Origin of the sequence: Methylomonas methanica (assembly GCF_001644035.1) — a bacterium.
Lineage (GTDB): Bacteria > Pseudomonadota > Gammaproteobacteria > Methylococcales > Methylomonadaceae > Methylomonas > Methylomonas methanica_A.
The window spans coordinates 25,561-42,001 of the sequence record NZ_LUUG01000107.1 but is presented as its reverse complement, the minus strand read 5'-3'; the positions used below and the strand labels follow the sequence as shown (position 1 = coordinate 42,001).

The 16,441-nt window shown below is 47.4% G+C and carries 21 protein-coding genes; 10 read left to right on the top strand and 11 right to left on the bottom strand.

The window, feature by feature from the left end; genetic code table 11:
- A partial coding sequence (locus tag A1332_RS19930; RefSeq protein WP_157204062.1) for a Tn3 family transposase occupies window positions 1–773 on the top strand: 773 nt, incomplete at its 5' end.
- A 43-nt stretch (window positions 774–816) separates the two neighbouring features.
- Here A1332_RS19930 and A1332_RS19925 read toward each other — a convergent pair.
- The 10 genes from A1332_RS19925 to A1332_RS19885 form a co-directional block, all read right to left on the bottom strand.
- Window positions 817–1,215 carry a cupin domain-containing protein gene (locus A1332_RS19925; RefSeq protein WP_064010171.1) on the bottom strand — a complete coding sequence of 133 codons (399 nt, stop codon included), beginning with the start codon at window positions 1,213–1,215 and terminating at the stop codon, window positions 817–819.
- Between the two features lie 45 nt (window positions 1,216–1,260).
- Window positions 1,261–2,841 carry a sigma 54-interacting transcriptional regulator gene (locus tag A1332_RS19920; protein ID WP_064010170.1) on the bottom strand — a complete coding sequence of 527 codons (1,581 nt, stop codon included), beginning with the start codon at window positions 2,839–2,841 and terminating at the stop codon, window positions 1,261–1,263.
- 48 nt (window positions 2,842–2,889) lie between these two features.
- On the bottom strand, window positions 2,890–3,786 hold the full coding sequence (locus A1332_RS19915) for a ZIP family metal transporter (protein WP_064010169.1): 897 nt from the start codon (window positions 3,784–3,786) through the stop codon (window positions 2,890–2,892).
- 52 nt (window positions 3,787–3,838) lie between these two features.
- Window positions 3,839–4,126 (bottom strand): FmdB family zinc ribbon protein, encoded by a 288-nt coding sequence (locus A1332_RS26580; protein WP_082879793.1) that lies wholly within the window; start codon window positions 4,124–4,126, stop codon window positions 3,839–3,841.
- 119 nt (window positions 4,127–4,245) lie between these two features.
- Window positions 4,246–4,902 carry a beta-class carbonic anhydrase gene (locus A1332_RS19910; protein WP_064010168.1) on the bottom strand — a complete coding sequence of 219 codons (657 nt, stop codon included), beginning with the start codon at window positions 4,900–4,902 and terminating at the stop codon, window positions 4,246–4,248.
- 822 nt (window positions 4,903–5,724) lie between these two features.
- Complete coding sequence (locus A1332_RS19905) at window positions 5,725–6,123, bottom strand: hypothetical protein (RefSeq protein WP_064010167.1); 399 nt, start codon at window positions 6,121–6,123, stop codon at window positions 5,725–5,727.
- A gap of 71 nt (window positions 6,124–6,194) precedes the next feature.
- On the bottom strand, window positions 6,195–6,587 hold the full coding sequence (locus A1332_RS19900) for a hypothetical protein (RefSeq protein WP_231890366.1): 393 nt from the start codon (window positions 6,585–6,587) through the stop codon (window positions 6,195–6,197).
- Window positions 6,588–6,671: 84 nt separating this feature from the next.
- Complete coding sequence (locus A1332_RS19895) at window positions 6,672–7,394, bottom strand: pentapeptide repeat-containing protein (protein ID WP_064010177.1); 723 nt, start codon at window positions 7,392–7,394, stop codon at window positions 6,672–6,674.
- 264 nt (window positions 7,395–7,658) lie between these two features.
- Complete coding sequence (locus A1332_RS19890; RefSeq protein ID WP_064010165.1) at window positions 7,659–8,186, bottom strand: PepSY domain-containing protein; 528 nt, start codon at window positions 8,184–8,186, stop codon at window positions 7,659–7,661.
- Between the two features lie 115 nt (window positions 8,187–8,301).
- A complete protein-coding gene (locus A1332_RS19885; RefSeq protein ID WP_064010164.1) occupies window positions 8,302–9,075 on the bottom strand; it encodes an energy transducer TonB in 774 nt (257 codons plus the stop codon).
- A gap of 327 nt (window positions 9,076–9,402) precedes the next feature.
- Here A1332_RS19885 and A1332_RS19880 point away from each other — a divergent pair, with 327 nt between their 5' ends.
- Genes A1332_RS19880 through A1332_RS19870 form a run of 3 tightly spaced genes read left to right on the top strand, consistent with a single transcriptional unit; the run spans window position 9,403 to window position 11,427 of the window.
- Window positions 9,403–10,356 (top strand): IS1595 family transposase, encoded by a 954-nt coding sequence (locus tag A1332_RS19880; protein WP_064010163.1) that lies wholly within the window; start codon window positions 9,403–9,405, stop codon window positions 10,354–10,356.
- A 14-nt stretch (window positions 10,357–10,370) separates the two neighbouring features.
- The gene (locus A1332_RS19875) at window positions 10,371–10,697 is read left to right on the top strand and encodes an ExbD/TolR family protein (protein ID WP_197491521.1); all 327 of its coding nucleotides are present in this window, start codon (window positions 10,371–10,373) and stop codon (window positions 10,695–10,697) included.
- Between the two features lie 34 nt (window positions 10,698–10,731).
- A complete protein-coding gene (locus A1332_RS19870) occupies window positions 10,732–11,427 on the top strand; it encodes a MotA/TolQ/ExbB proton channel family protein (RefSeq protein WP_197491520.1) in 696 nt (231 codons plus the stop codon).
- A 336-nt stretch (window positions 11,428–11,763) separates the two neighbouring features.
- Here A1332_RS19870 and A1332_RS19865 read toward each other — a convergent pair whose 3' ends face one another.
- Window positions 11,764–12,393, bottom strand: a complete 630-nt coding sequence (locus A1332_RS19865) for a tyrosine-type recombinase/integrase (RefSeq protein ID WP_064010160.1) — start codon at window positions 12,391–12,393, stop codon at window positions 11,764–11,766.
- A 204-nt stretch (window positions 12,394–12,597) separates the two neighbouring features.
- Between A1332_RS19865 and A1332_RS19860 the strand changes: the two genes are divergently transcribed.
- The 6 genes from A1332_RS19860 (at window position 12,598) to A1332_RS19835 (ending at window position 16,201) form a co-directional block, all read left to right on the top strand.
- Window positions 12,598–13,245 (top strand): transglycosylase SLT domain-containing protein, encoded by a 648-nt coding sequence (locus A1332_RS19860; RefSeq protein WP_231890365.1) that lies wholly within the window; start codon window positions 12,598–12,600, stop codon window positions 13,243–13,245.
- Between the two features lie 13 nt (window positions 13,246–13,258).
- Window positions 13,259–13,564, top strand: coding sequence for a flagellar transcriptional regulator FlhD (locus tag A1332_RS19855; protein WP_064010159.1), 306 nt, complete (start codon window positions 13,259–13,261; stop codon window positions 13,562–13,564).
- Window positions 13,561–14,097 carry a FlhC family transcriptional regulator gene (locus A1332_RS19850; protein WP_064010158.1) on the top strand — a complete coding sequence of 179 codons (537 nt, stop codon included), beginning with the start codon at window positions 13,561–13,563 and terminating at the stop codon, window positions 14,095–14,097. The genes A1332_RS19855 and A1332_RS19850 overlap by 4 nt, the downstream gene beginning before the upstream one ends.
- Window positions 14,098–14,232: 135 nt before the next feature.
- Window positions 14,233–14,577, top strand: coding sequence for a UPF0175 family protein (locus A1332_RS19845; RefSeq protein WP_064010157.1), 345 nt, complete (start codon window positions 14,233–14,235; stop codon window positions 14,575–14,577).
- A 6-nt stretch (window positions 14,578–14,583) separates the two neighbouring features.
- Entirely contained in the window at window positions 14,584–14,775 is a 192-nt protein-coding gene (locus A1332_RS19840) for a hypothetical protein (RefSeq protein ID WP_064010156.1), read from the top strand.
- 277 nt (window positions 14,776–15,052) lie between these two features.
- Window positions 15,053–16,201 carry a Fic family protein gene (locus A1332_RS19835; protein WP_064010155.1) on the top strand — a complete coding sequence of 383 codons (1,149 nt, stop codon included), beginning with the start codon at window positions 15,053–15,055 and terminating at the stop codon, window positions 16,199–16,201.
- Window positions 16,202–16,441: the final 240 nt, after the last annotated feature.

Sequence of the window (16,441 nt, the reverse complement as noted above, 5' to 3'; positions counted from 1 at the left end):
CCTATGTGCTCGATGGTTTGTTGTATCACGAATCGGATTTACGTATCGAAGAGCATTACACCGATACCGCTGGTTTTACCGATCATGTCTTCGCGCTTATGCATTTGCTGGGATTTCGCTTTGCGCCCCGTATTCGCGATTTGAAGGATACCAAGCTATATATACCGAAAAACGGCCAAGATTACCCAGCGTTGCAGAGCATGATCGGCGGTAATTTGAATATCAAAAGCATCCAAACGCATTGGGACGAGATACTACGGCTTGCGACGTCAATCAAACAAGGCACTGTCACCGCGTCGTTGATGCTACGGAAACTGGGCAGTTACCCACGGCAGAATGGACTGGCTGTGGCCTTGCGCGAACTGGGTCGTATCGAGCGCACCTTGTTCATTTTGGATTGGTTGCAAAACGTAGAACTGCGCCGACGTGTCCATGCGGGACTGAATAAGGGCGAGGCCCGCAATGCCTTAGCCAGAGCGGTATTCTTTAATCGCCTGGGCGAAATCCGCGACCGAAGCTTCGAACAACAGCGTTATCGTGCCAGTGGCCTTAATTTGGTAACGGCGGCCATTGTGTTATGGAACACCGTATATCTGGAAAGGGCTGTCGAAAAACTGCGGGGATTGGACAAGCCTATTGATGATGCGCTACTGCAATACTTGTCGCCGTTGGGTTGGGAACACATCAGTCTGACGGGCGATTACATTTGGCGTCAGAATAGAAAGATTGAAGAAGGGCAATTCAGACCGCTGCGAACTACTGAAAAGTCTTAGCGTACTATTTTTTCCGAATTCTGCGGCTATCCCTTATAAGCTGCTAATGTGCGTCAGTCTTAGCGGGAGCCATCTCAAATATAATAATTTCAGCTTCGCCTTTTCCGATATTCTCTACCGACATTTCAGCCCCGGTTTCCCAAAATACTTCACCTGGACCGAAAACATTGCTTTGACCGCTATCCTCAATTTTTAATCGCCCTCTGAGTACATAACGCGGTCCTGGGCCTTCATGTGTATGCAATGGTGTTTTGTAGCCTTTGGGAAAGCGCACCCGTATAACATGAGTATCAATTTCATTAGCTGGTAGTGAAACGTATTTTTTTAATAACAGTTCGCGTGAAAATTTTGCTGATGATTCATCGGCGTTGACGGCAGAATTCATCAACAGGTAAAAGCCCAATATAGATGCTAGATAAATAGTGTGGCTAAGATGTTTCATATGATTCGTCTCTCTAATAAGGTTGGGGTGATCGATAGTGACAATTTATCGCTTCCGAAAAACTCCAGCATCGATATTGTAGTGTTTCAACTTCTGGTGTATAGCGCGGCGACTTATGCCGATCTCATTGGCTACCGCAGTGACATTGCCATTGTGTTTGACTAAGGCATCTTGTAAGGTCTTGGTCTCTACTTGGCTAGCGGCCAACCGTTTTTTGCCGCGCAGGTTTTCCTGGTCCGCCGAAACACTAGCCTTAGGACTTACATCTAAGCCGACCTTGGTGATGATTTGCCCGGATGAAAACAGAAATGCGCGTTCCAGTACATTCTCCAGCTCCCTAACATTTCCCGGCCATTCATAGGCCATGATCTGTTGCCAGGCCTCGTTACTCAGAACCTTCGGGAACTTGCCATAACGATGAGCTATCTGTTTCAACAGATAATTGACCAAAGCAGTAATATCTTCACGACGCTCCCTCAAAGGTGATATGCGGATGGTAACGACGTTAAGCCGATAATATAGATCCTTGCGGAACCGTCCTTGGTCGACAAGTTCCAGCAAAGGGCGGTTGGAGGCGGTTATGATACGGACATTACTATGTAGAACCTGCGCGCCGCCGACTCGCTCGAATTCGCCTTCTTGGAGGACACGAAGGAGATTGGCTTGAGAAAGGAGCGGCAAGCTATCAATTTCGTCGAGAAAAAGGGTACCACCATCCGCTCTTTCAAAAAAACCATGACGATGTTCGTGTGCTCCGGTAAATGCGCCTTTTTCATGGCCGAATAAGGCACTTTCGAGCAGGCTTTCCGGAATGGCGCCACAATTAACAGCAACAAATTTCTGTGTGTTCCGATCACTGAGCGCGTGGATAGCCCGCGCGATCACTTCTTTGCCAACCCCGGTCTCGCCGTTAATCAGCACATTGGCAGAAGTCGGGGCGACCAATTCGACCGCTTGTAGCGCTTCGCGCATTACCTCAGATTCGGCGATTAGCTCTGGCCGATCCAATACTCGCTTCTGACCCGAAACATCCTTTGGATTCCATGTTCGAGCCATTTTTTCCGAAACACGTGCGGCGACCTCGGCAATAGCAGATCGTGAAACAATCATGCCCCCCTCGTTTAGATATTCATCGCCTTCTTCAATCGGGGCAGCTTCACGATCGGTATAAATCGTAACTTCGCATTTACCATCGCCAGTGGCGATGCGCTTGTTGAGCACTACTTTTGCGTAACCGAAATTTCGGGCTGCAATGCCGCCGAATACTGAAGCAGTGGTGCGACAGAGCTCTGGAGCTTCTTTGACGCGTTCGCCGAACGGGCAACGGAAATTTTCAACGCATACGCAACCTGCCGAACCGCTTGGAACCTGGGTGAAGCTCCCGCCAATTTGTTGCTTGATATGTGTAATGATCGACGCATATTGTTCGGGGGAAATTTTACCAGACAGTCCCAACTGACGGCGGGCGTGGGCTTCAAGATAACTGCTGGCAGTCAACCCTAAGTCCTGGATGTGATTGGCTGTTCCTCGTTCACTGTTGTATTGTCCTGCTAGCTTGACGCTTTGGGTAATAAACATCTGAAGGAAAGATATGGCATTTAGCTCGGGCAATAAGGTGTCGGACATGGTTGCACAAGGATTTAAATTGAAAAAAAAGAAAATATTTGATTGCTATCAAATGTTGTACTTTCCGTTGCCATGTAGTGGAGCAATAGCAACCTTTGCATCCCATATAGGTCGAGATTCTAATGGTTGTGTCGTTTTAATCTCACCCCCTTGGCGGTTATGGAAAGCCTCGGCTTGACCATGAATCCAATACACCAAAAAAATACTGAACGTAATGAGGCCAATTTGCTGAAATGCAGATTGTTTTGCAATGGCGGTGCGTTGATGGAGACTGGGGATAAGATCGGCTATGGCAACGTATAAAAAGCTTGATGCCGCCAAGGCCAAAATGTAGGGCAACATTTCATGTAAATATGCCAGACTGAAATAGGCTAGTATTCCCCCGACCAGTGTGGATAGACTGGACATCAGATTATAGCGTAATGCCTTGGTACGACCGTAACCGCTTTCAATCAGAATAGCAAAGTCACCTATTTCCTGAGGAATTTCATGAGCCGTCACCGCGATGCTGGTGATGATCCCTAGATGGGTATCCGTAAGGAAGGCCGCCGCGATAAGGACGCCATCGATAAAGTTGTGGATGGCATCACCCACGATAATCAGGGTGCCGGCCGACCGATGGGAGCCAACCTTACCATGAGTAACGCAATCGCCTGCATGGCAGTGCCGCCATAGTAGAAATTTCTCCAATAGGAAGAAACTGATAATGCCAACCAAAACCGTCGCCAGCAAACTTTGAGTATGCTTTTCCCCGGCAGTACGAAGTGCATCCGGCAGAAGATCCAGAAATGCGACGCTCAACAACGCTCCCACGGCGAAGCTAAGCCCATGAGGTAAAATTCGTGGGTGGTAGCGATTTGGAATCAGTAAAAATAAGCCTGCCGCCCCGACACTGAGCAGGCCTCCAGTGAGGGTGAAAATGATGATCCAAACAAGTGTGCTCATGAAAGTGTGGCCTGAATTATTCTCGAACCAGCGATGCGATCCCGACGCCCCATCAGTCGGCAGTTGAAGAGGAAACCTTGCTGTTACTTGCGTGATGATGGGCTCCGCAACATCCGCATCCTGGACCGTGGCGATGACTAGCCTTTTCGAGGGGGCGATGAAGCGAAGCCATAGCCTGGTTTCTTCCCGCAGCCATGTAACCGTGAACGGCAGGCGCCGACAGAATTCTTTTTTTCATTATGCTTCCACATCGGGAGCATTCCGGTGCATTTCCGTTGACTGGATGGCGAAATTCCATATCAGAGCAGCAGCTTTCGCAATGGTAATCATAAGTTGGCATTGAACATTACCTCCAATATTTAAGACGTAAAAAGTACGCATGGGTTTTGATCGATCCCGGGCTTTCGCCCGGGAAAGCACTTCTAACTTAGAGTGAATCGTTTGTTTTACTGACCGGCGTTAGGCCGTCCAGCGAAGAGGTTGTTTGGCTGTAACACCGAATTGAGCCGAGGTAACATCCGTGCGAGCTCGTTTTTGCGCATCAAAAGTGGGGGCACGCAGACGGCGAGTTTCCACTTCCCATACCCAACCGCTAACTACGACATCTTTCGGGATTAATGGATGGTTGCGAAAAGTTTCGACGGTTTTAATGCAGGTTTCATCGACATCATCCATCATGCCAATCCATTTAGCGAAAGCGCCTTTATCGAGTTTAAGCTCTGATAAAGTCGGGTCTAGCGTTAATGAATCAATATCGATCCCTCTAGCACGAAGCATCTTTTCCAAATCGTTCGCATTAGCGGAAAGCATGCCGCATTGAGTATGCTGAACGATGACAATTTCCTTGGTCCCAAAAAAATTGCATGTCAGCATCGCTGAACGAATTGCATCATCGGTAACGATCCCGCCGGCATTACGAAAACAGTGAGCATCACCACCGCCGACCGGCGAGTCCACATTGATTCCGAGGGCCTCATCAATCGGTAGACGCTCGTCCATACAAGCAAGGACCCATAGACTACGGTCGTTGTGACCATCTGGCCCATATTGACGACGAGAGGCCCAATGATCATAGGCCGCGATACGGGTGGTTAATTGGTCTTTTAACGATGACATATACATCTCCTGAATTAGTTGTTAGTTCTTGGGTACGTCCAAATAGCCTGCCCATACCCGCTGTTTTGGCCGTGGCCGTAGTGGCCCGACGTAGATGTAAGATGCATTGAATGTGCCATATTAATATTATTATAAATATCAATGGGTTGTGCTTTATGGTCCGCGATCAAGTGAGAACTTATAGTTCTCTATATTCTGATCCGATAATCCCAAGCCGTTGGATTCTTTCCGAATCTAAAGCGAGAAGAAAAGCTTCTCATTGGGAAGCCGTGTTACCTAACGTTTTTATAATCAACACACAGTGGAAGCAATCGTTTGGCAAGTACTCTTTTAGAGTCATTCAAAACTTCGTGGGGCAAAGTTAAGCTAGCGTTCAACTCAAGTTGGGTGGCACTTAAATATTGAAGTTTATTTTCGGTAATGGGGACGTGAGTTCACCAAGGGTAGTGATCACCTAGAGTTACTTAAGAAATGCTGGGAGCCAAGCATATCCTTAGCCAGGATTGCTCTAAAGCATGGTTCTCAGCCATAGACACACTGTCTGAAATAGATTCAATCTCGGACATTCCGACTAATATCTGTAAGTCCGCTTAGGGTCGCCTGGAGACTGTCCGCTCTTCTGATTCATCGACTGAAAGCTGCCATTGAATTCCGATACCGGAAAGCGGTCGTTCGTCACTGAGTTAAACCGACCCACAACGGTCATAGACTCCAAATAACTGAACGTCCAGTTCCCCACGGAAAGCCGACCGTTGATTTTGTCTGCAAAGAACATTGAAGAAGCAAAACAACTCGTGGGCTTGGTACTGGTGGAGCGCTCTGTTAGGAGGGTATATTTGGCCAGAACATCAGGGTAAGCATTGCCAAACTAAGCCAAAATCCAATTTCATAGGTTTCGGTTATAGGCTGAATTCCTTTTAGTGCTCCATAAATGTGCACTGCAACCATCAGAACCCAGCAACTCAACAAAAACCGGAAATAAAAGGACTGAACAGTCGGCTCCCCTGAGGCCACCACACCAAACACACCAACTACAAATGCAACGCAACCTAAGCACCGGCCATAATAGACGGTTAGATCAGTTTGGCTTGGAATAAGCCATCGGAGGGTTTTTGCCCATTGAATCGGCCAGATCGCCATCGGAATACCGAAGATCAACAATGTTGACACGCCTACGACGAACAGGAATTCGCTGGAATGGTTTCCCCAGATACCGATCATGCTCGTAATTCCTTAATGTTTGTTGGCAAGTGGCTGTTGATGAATGTAAACACAGCGGTTTAAATGACGACTTATTGACCTTTTTTGGTCAATTCAGCACAACCAACCGTCGCATCTGCACCGGATTCCGTGTAACAGGCGCTTATGCTGTTCTTGCCATGAATGCGGCCTTGGTTGTAACCCTTACTATCCGTCGCCACCCAGGTAAACGAAATGTTATCTGGATAGATGATTCCAAAAAAATGCTTGGTGCCATCCGCGTAGGTGAATTGCCCTTTGAATATGCGTCCCTTCTGCTCGGAAATTTCAACGGTCTTATTCCAGTTTGAATAGCCTTTTTTCTCAGCGTAGGTTTGGTTTTCGCCCGTCCAGGTGCCGACAAGGTTAGGCACTTGATCCTCATTGGGTGCCGCAGAGCAAACACTGACGTTGGTTAGTGCCAATACAAAAGTGGCGATAGGCAATAAAGCGGTTGTGCATTTAGTGAATGGATACATTGGCTAATAGGTTAAAGTTAAGATATGAAGGCTGCAAAGCTATGGAATCAATCAAGGTTTAGCGCTTTTATTCAAACCAAACGCTGAGTCACGACCGTTGGCTTTGTTCAGCTTCGCGCCATCCAGAATGGCGTTGCTGAAGTCGGCCTCGGAAATCTCGGCACCGGTGAAATCGGTTCTTGATAAATCAGCCCATTGCAGTTGCGCCTTGTGCAAGTTGGCGTTTTGCAGATTGGCATTCGGCATGATGGCGTGCCTCAGGTTAACGTTGCTCAGATTGGCACCGATTAGTACGGCATTGTTCATTTCGATTCTCGCGGGCGCCATGCCTTGATTGGCCATATCTGCACCCAGATTGGCCCCCGAGAGTTGGGCACGGGATAAATTGACATGATTCAACAAACCGATAATACGGCTGTTGCTGAGGTTCGCTTCGGTTAAATCGGAATGGTCCAACACCACGGCGTATAAGCTGGAAGATGACAAATCGGCCTTAACTAAACTAGCCTTACGAATTTGCGCCCGATCGAGCGTTGCCCCGTTTAGTTTTGCGCCATCCAGATTGCAGCCGTCCAGATTGGCAGAGAATAAATCTGCGCCACTTAAATCAATGCCGGATAGATCGACACCTGAAAGATCTTTCTTTTTTAAACTAAGTTTGTGCGTCTTATCCTTACTCAGTTCAATCACTTGTTCTCGGCTTAAATCAGCCGCCCGCACGGGTAACCAGTTGAAGGCAAAACTTCCCGACAGGGACAAAACAATCAAAGACACTAAACGCTTCATGCAGCTTTAAATACCGGAAAAACAGGATGTTTTGCAGTTTAGGTCGACTAGATTTAGCTTGTCAATCGGTCCTGGAAAAAAGGAAAATTAAGCCTACCTAGCGAGAAAAAATCATATCAGTCGCGCCCTGTTTTAATGAGGCACATGCAATGCGGTAATAGCTGAGGCGGGACCTCTAAAAACACCACGCCTTTTACCAAATTAAAGGTTCAGGTGATTCTTAGAGGTTTTTCTCAACAAAGATCGTTTAACTTATTCCTTGCCGATTTGGTAAATTTCCTTCTCGTTATCTTCTACAATTTTTCCGCTAGTCGCATCCACTTCTAACTTAATTTCACCCTTATCGGCTGTCTTGATATCGAATTCGTATGAAGCGCTACCATCAGATTCGATTTCATACTCGACTTCTACAACTTCACCCGCATGCGCTTTTAGAGCGATTTCCTTGGCTTGCTCCAAGCTTATTTTGGTTTTTTCTTTGAATAACGGATCGTCGCCATTTTCTACTTCCTGTTCTTCCTCGGTTATTTTGCCCTTTTTGGCATCGCATTCTAGTTCCCAGCTCTTACTATCCTTGCCGAGAATTTCAAATTCATAAGTGGGAACGCCGCGCTCGTCTTTGAACTCAAGTTTGACAACTTCGCCATCGCGTTTTGCTAAAGCGGCCTTCAAACAGGTTTCCATGCTGACCTTGGTTTTCGGTATTTTAATATCTGCCATGACTGGTAAACATACTGCGAATGCCATATTCGCGATGAGGATTTTTTGAATCTTGTTCATGATGGCTCTCCTAAATTACGTGACAAGCGCTAGTCCCGCCCGAATGGAGGGAAATTTCATTATATACCCATGAAAGTTTTGTGGAGACTTTCCCTGCACGGGTTTTTACATTGATTTACCGTTGTGGTTGTATCCTAAAAACCACCTTTAGCGTGGCTTCTCTAGCCACGGCTTGACCATCTTTGAAGGCCGGCTTGAAACGCCAGCCGTAAATAGCTTCGAGTGCTGCTTGATCGAATATCTGCTTTGGGCTGGCGTCAACTACTCTCGCAGCACTAACCGTTCCCTCAGTGGTAACGGATATATAAAGCTGCACCCAACCTTGTATACCTCTGGCCTTGGCAATGGGCGGATAATCGGGTAGTACTCGCGACAATACGATTAGGCTAGAACTGTTGGATGTCCCAGCGCTACCAACTCCACCACCATTACTTCCACCGTTTCCTTCACCAGATCCGCCGGTGGGTTTCTGTCCATCGTCGGCTGTTGTCGATGCATTATCTGAATTACCCTGCTCGAGAGGCTCTGTCAGACGTGAATCTGGTTCAGGCTTATTAGATGATGTGTTATTAGCTTCTGGTAAAACCCGCGGCTTTGCTTTAGGTTTCGGCTTTTCGGTTTTTTTCGGTTTGGTCGTTACCGGAGTTGACACCCGCTTCGGCTTTGACAAAGGTGATGGCTGAGCTTGTGCTTGATTTGATATAGCAGCAAGCGGTTCCTTAAGCTCCGGTTTGAAGGCAATAGTGGCAACTTCGACAAACTGCGGAGGTTTGACCTCAGCTTGGTGAGTATTGTTAATCACAGCCAACACGCATAGAAACAATACGTGAAAAATAAGAGAAATTCTTAAACCCCAGAAGGGATTGTTTGGCTGATTGTCGTGCTGCACTAATGGACTTGGCACTTAAAATAAAATGTTATTATAAATTACAAAGGCAACGGCTAATTCCCAAATCAAGTCTTGCTTCCCCCGGCCTTTTTTAAGTTGCTGACTGCACTCACAGCTATTGTGGTTTAAAGATTAACATGAGGACTAGAGCCAGACGATCTTCCCGCTGGACCAATCAGCCTGGCATCAACCTGAACGCATTTTTGGACTTGGTCCTTAATATCTTATTGTTCTTCCTGATTAGAAAGCTCCTCAAGCTTGTCAGCTGAATCCAGGTATAAAAAGATTAAAACGCGCATACTGGCCTCAAACTCCAAGGAGGCTGTCATGGCTATGAATCGTATCCAATTTCAAAAGGGCTTGTCACTGCCTGGATTTCTCGAACAGTTCGGCACGGAAGCGCAATGCGAGGCGGCACTGGAAAAAGCTCGTTGGCCCGATGGGTTTCGTTGTCCGCGCTGTGGACAAGCGCCACATTACTTGCTCAGCGTCGGTAGCCATCAAACGTATCAATGTCGAACGTGTCGGCTACAAACGTCCCTCACCGCAGGCACTTTATTTCAAAGTACCCAATTGGCATTAACCGTCTGGTTTATGGCGATCTATCTGATCAGCCAGGCCAAAACCAACTTATCGGCCTTAGCCTTGAAACGCTTACTGGGCGTCAGTTACCCCACCGCTTGGCTGATGCAGCAGAAGTTGATGCAAACCATGGTGGAACGAGACGCGCTTTATCACCTGGAGGGACACGTTCAGATTGACGATGCCTATCTCGGCGGTGAACTGACCGGCGGCAAAGCCGGGCGAGGTTCCGAGAATAAAGTCCCCTTCGTCGCAGCGGTTTCATTGGATCAGGCAGGCCACCCTCTCTATATCAAAATGGCCCCGGTGCCCGGTTTTACCCTCAAAGCCATTGCGGACTGGGCTCAACGCGATCTCAGCCCGGGATGCGTTGTCGTGTCCGATGGGCTAGCCTGTTTTACCGCGGTCACGGCGGCGGGTTGTCACCATCAACCCCTTGTTGTGGGCGGACGCAAACCCAAGGATTTACCCGAGTTTAGTTGGATTAACACGGTATTGGGTAATCTCAAGACCAGTTTAGGCGGCGCTTACCATGCCTTCGACTTTGCCAAGTATGGATTTCGCTACTTGGCCGCCTTTGTGTATCGCTTTAACCGACGCTTCCACTTGGAGACTTTACCCCTGCATTTACTCCTGGCCGCCGTCAATATCAGCCCCCGCCCACTTAGCTCGCTTCGTGCAGCTGAAGGAGCTTTATAATCAGGTTGTTCTTTGTGTTTGCGACCGAGCTGGCTGTTTTTGACGCCATTGATGTCGCAGTGCCTGTCACAGAATTTTCCGAGACTTCATCGACGCAGAGACAGGCATTAATTATTTTCATCACCAAAGATAATCAGTATCTTGTCGATGGCGAGAAAATGCCGATCTCCAGTTTGCCGGAATGGTTGTCGCAGAAAAAGCAAAGCGAACCTACATTTAATAGTGTAATCGTCAGAGGCGATCTTAACAGCAGTTTACAGGCCACTGTTGACGTGTTGGGCGCCTGCAGAATGGCTGGTATTGAAAAAGTCAAAATCGAAACCGAAAAACCTTCAACATAACCTTTCGTTTGATTTAAAACTAACAACTATGGAAATGAGCGAAAACTATTTTGACGAGTATGTCCTTCAGGGTGGGATTACCATGTTGGCGTTACTTCCGCTATCAATTTTTACCCTGGGCATTATTTTGCAAAGGTTCCTGGAGCTACGATCCTCTCGTGTAATGCCGCATGATCTGATAGAAGAAGCTAAAAGTATCTCCAATCAGCAGGCATTCGATTCATTCCGTGAACGTCTGACGACACTATCTTCCCCGCTAGCGAAGGTCATTTTGGCCTACATTGAGGCTGGCGAGCGCGGTGAGTCGATCCATCCCGATGTGAATCCCACTCCAATTGATGATGTTATGGATAAACTCTATCAATCGCTATCTTCGCTATCAACGGCTTATGTTATCGCACCGTTGCTGGGTGTATTGGGAACAACTATCGGCATTATGGGTACGTTCGAGCAATTTGCCATAGTCGGCAAAAGGGATATGTCTGCGCTAGTGTCCGCCATTGATAAATCGCTAATAACTACCATGTGGGGGCTGGTTATTGCTGTACCCGCTTATTTTTTTTACGCCATTATGCAAAACAAGATTTTTCGATATGAACGGGATCAATTCCCTCGATTGCTGAAAGAGATAATGAAAAACTTCGCTCCCTTCATAAAACTCAATCCTATTGACTCATTTGATCGCACCAATACTGAGCATGATCACCATGGTTCGCCTCCAACGCTTTAATCAGGCTGGCATATTCATGCTTTGCGAGAAAACGGGGGGCTTTTTCAAGTTTCGTCTAGTGGTGTGACGCGTTAGACGACAGCTATACAGCATAAATTTGCCTTTGCCGTGAAATTACTGAATGTCTCTTGATGGCCGTTGTGACTCGGCCATAATGTCGATTTGCTTACCGAATACCTGCCATTCGGCTGATTCACTGGATATATAACCTTAGTAACTCCGCACCCCTAACTATTGACCTTATTGGTGCAACGTGACAGTCAAAAATGGGTGGGAATTAGCAGGCTCAAAATCGGTAGCAGTCAAAATAAACGACTGCTACCTCATTATTTAACGCTAAATTTCGGTCTGTTCCGAAATTTCTAATGCGTCATCAACCTCTATTCCAAGATAACGTACAGTACTTTCAAGTTTGGTATGACCCAGCAATAGCTGGACAGCTCGCAGGTTTTTTGTCCGACGGTAAATCAATGTCGCTTTTGTCCGTCGCATCGTATGGGTTCCGTATGCTGCTGGATCAAGACCGATTGACGTCACCCAATGCTCAACAATGCGAGCGTATTGCCGGGTTGAAATGTGTGGTGATTCATGAATTCGACTAGGAAAAAGATATTCATCGGATTTCAATTGAGCTTGGCTAATCCAGTTTGCTAATGAGTCTCTGGTTTGTTCGGTTATCTCAAATTGAACTGGACGATGCGTTTTCTGTTGCATGACCATTGCGCGAGATGATATCCGGCCACCTTGAGCCACATCGCAGACTTTAAGTTTCACCAAGTCGCATCCTCGGAGTTTGCTATCAATGGCAAGATTGAATAATGCTAGTTCACGTATGTTTTTGGTCATCTGCAAACGGATGCGTATGGCCCAGATTTCTTTCAACTTTAAAGGCGATTTCTGGCCAATCAACTTACCTTTGTTCCAAGGGGCGTGCCGATTCCGATTGCTTGGATTTTCCTGATTCATGACGAACTCCTAATGCTTGTTTAAGGAGACTTATTGTCATGCTATCGCGTTGATCACACGGAAATCACCAAGCGTTTGCCAACGCTTTGCTGATGCCCTATCCATAATCCACGAATATCGACCCTACGGGTGATTTTTCAAACCAGTTTTCTCAGGCTGCAGGTTTTACACTTTCATTAATCTTCATTGAATTGAGAGCGTGTCATGTTATTGAGTTTAACCAAAGTCACACCGGCGCGAGGTCGGGGCAGACCAATACCACTTATACCCAGTCATATCGCGCTATTGATTGGCATGGTATCCAGTTTTTCAAACGAGTTAAGCTGGGCGGCTGAAAACCAGTCAAGTGAGCGATCGGCCAGCATCCTTTCTGCCAAATCTTTACTGCAAACCACGGTATGGGGGGACGTCGCTGCACGACATCAACTGGATCCCTATGTCTTGTATGCAGTAGCGTTGATCGAGTCGAGAAATCATCATCAAAAAAACCAAGTAACACCTTGGCCCTGGGCGCTAAATCATGCCGGCAAAGCCATCATTACAACGAATAAACAAGACGCTATTATCCAGCTTAAACAGCTGCTGAAGGAAGGTAACCGAAATGTCGACATCGGCATTATGCAAGTCAATCTGCGCTGGCATGGCCACCGGGTTGATAAGCCCGAACAGTTGCTCGATCCAACGACCAACCTCGAGATAGGCGCTGAGTTGCTCGCCAAAGCGATTCAATCATCGCCAGATAACTTCGCCTTAGGTGTAGGGCGTTATTACAACTGGAAGAATATTCCTGCCGCCATCGAGTATGGCCAAAATGTCATTACCCTAGCAGCGCATATCAGAACGATCATTTAGACAGGTCATTTGAATGGACAATGATTTGTATAACCTCAACCTGGATTACTTGCTGGTGGCCAAAGGGATGATTGCCGCCGGCGATGCGTATAAGGCTCAGTTTTATCTTGGTTTGCCGACAGAGGCCATTGAAGTACTCCGCAATATGTCGATCAAACAGCTGAAAGCATTGGCTGGAAGCGACTATCTAAAATTTAGTCCTCGAATCAATCCCAGTCACTGGCGAGAATTTATTGAAATACAAACATTTGCCACAGATTCTCCAGAACATCGGGCCAAAGAATTATTATCGATACTAGCCCAGGATGGCGCATCATGAGGCGCTCGCACCCTTACCAATTGCAGTGGTACGAGCATTGGCTGTTATATGAATTGCTAAAGCGAAAATTACGCACTTCGATCGTCAAAAAAGTCATTTCATGCCTGGGCGACAAGGATTTACAGTACATTTATTATAAGCTGCACCGAGAAAGACCGCTGCCCGGAAAGATCCCTAGCCTCGATTCGATCACCCGGTCCCGCGAAGCATTTTTATATGTGGCAGTATTTGCGTCTATTTATCGTTGTGCCAGTCAACGTAACGTGAAAACCGGCATTGATATCAATGCTGTGATGTTTGCCTGGGATTGTTTCTGTAAAACTTTTCCTGGTCATATTAGTGAGCGACGACCATTCAGTAAAATCAGACCCGCCAATTTCACCGAGGCCTGGGTGATTGCTGAGGCTATCCAAACTGGCATGGCAGAATTGCGATACTGCAGTCGATGTCATCATGATTTCGTGATCTTCTATGACAGCAATTATCAGCCCATCTGCCAGGTGTGTGCCATGAAAACCGTATCAAGTACATGACAACCATTTGAATGATGAGATTAGTGGTGGTCGCATAGGGGTCTTTATCCAGACAGCCCATCGGATAACTTTAGGTACCCCTTTCAATTCAGTGGGCTATAGTCCACCTATTGAATCTTCCTATATAGTCTGGCTATGAAAACAGTGAATGTCAGCGGTCTAAAGAACAATCCTAGCGAAGCGCTGCGTATGGCTCACGAGGATATAGTACTGGTCATGAATCGAAACGAACCGGACGCGGTGATGGTCGGTCTCAAAGCCTCCAAAATCATCGGCATGCCGGGCGTACGCAAAGCCTTGACGACAGCATTATTTAAAGACGGAAACTTATCCCTTGCCCGCTCGGCGAAACTGGCCGATATGCCGTTGGCGAGCTTTATTGCGCACGTCTCGCGCCTGGGCATTCCAATCATCGATCAAACGGCCGACGAAGTTGAGGACGATTTGGACACACTGGATCGGTGGCTCAACCAAGCCTGATATCCAATGTCCAAGAAAGTAGTTGTCGACGCCAGTCCATTGATCGGACTGGTGTTGGTTGAGGGTTTAATTTGGCGACCCCAGTTATTTGGTCAGGTTTTCGTACCCGAATCGTTTAAACAAGAAGTGTTACCCGGCAAATCGGCCTTGATGTCGCCCTGGAAGCGCTACGCGATGCCTGGCACGAGAAGCGCATGACCAGCGACGTAATTGGCGCTATGTCAAGATATGCCGCGTCGCCAATGTGATGCGCCCTTATCTGGATAGCCTGGCATGAGCATTCGAGACATTGGGGCATCGATTCGAGATCGTCTTCTCTACCTTATGGCGCAACCCTTCGCTGATGTAAGACTTCTATAGCGTTTGATAACCCAGTAGAGCAAACTTTGCAAATTCAAGAATTCTTTGAAAGCTATGCCTTGAATTAAAGAATGCTTTAATATGTTGGCGAATAATTAAAAAGAATTTAAATATCATGCGCAGCACTGGCGATTACATCACTTCTACAACTTTGGGCGAGCCGGTGCGGGCGTTTGTCCCGCATGCCTTACCGCCGGCCAATCCCCCTTTGGCCGTCGAAAGCTTTGCGGGGCTGAATCATAACGCAGAGTTGGCCTTGGCAAGGTTGTCGGGGGTATCCGGCCTTGTGCCGTCGGTGGATTGGTTGTTGTATAGCGCGATCCGAAAGGAGGCGTTACTGACCTCACAAATCGAGGGCACACAAGCGACGTTAACCGACTTGTTTGATGATGAAGCGGGCTTTGCCGTCAGTAATACCGACGATGTGGAGGAAGTAACCAACTATCTCAGAGCATTCCGTCTGGTGCAGGAAAACTTACGCGCTACCGACGGTCTGCCAATCAGCGTACGATTGTTATGCAATGCGCACCAATTACTGCTGGACGGAGCAAGAGGCACGGGTAAACAACCCGGCGAGTTGCGCCGCTCGCAGAACTGGATTGGTGGTACCCGGCCCGGCAATGCGGCGTTTGTACCGCCACCGGCAGAACGGGTAGCGGATTTGTTAGCCGATGTAGAACGGTTCATTCATGCAACACCGTCTGACGGGTTACTGCCATTGGTAAAAATTGCCTTGGTGCATGCCCAATTTGAAACCATTCACCCGTTTCTGGATGGCAACGGCCGGATTGGTCGCTTGCTGATTGCGGCATTAATGGAGCATTGGGGCTTATTGCCAGAACCCTTGCTCTATCTTAGCGGCTACTTGAAACAACATCAGAGCGAGTATTACCGCCGTTTGTCGGCCATCCGTAGCGAGGGTGACTGGGAAGGCTGGGTATCGTTCTTTTTGGAAGCGGTGGCTGTGGCCGCGACCGATGCCGAACGCAATATTGTGGCAATTGCCAGCCTGATCACGGCGGATCGGCGGCGCCTGCTGGCTGCGACGAAAGTCGGCCCGGCCAGTTATCGTTTGTTCGAGGTTCTGCCTATGATGCCGCGCTTCAGCATCGAACAGGTGCGCCAGAAATTGAACACGACCTTCCCAACCGCCACGGCGGCGGTCAAGGTTTTGGAGGAGCTGAGTATCGTAGTGGAATTTACCGGGCTTAAAAAAAACCGCAGTTACAGTTACCAGTCATATATCGAATTGCTGGCGGGCTGATGGACATAAATCGAAACAGACCAGATTATGATGCTCAAGCCTTGGACAGCAAAGTACCATTCTTGAAGATGAGTTTGTTTGCAAACTTTGATTTATAAATCGAGTGTCAGAAATCTAAATTCGTTTCTAACAAATTGCAAATGAAGCAAGGTGTTCTCAGCGCTTACAGACAAAATAAATGAGCTCTCAGTCCGAGTCGGACTGAGGGTGTAAATAGATCAACTTTAAGGTAAAATAATC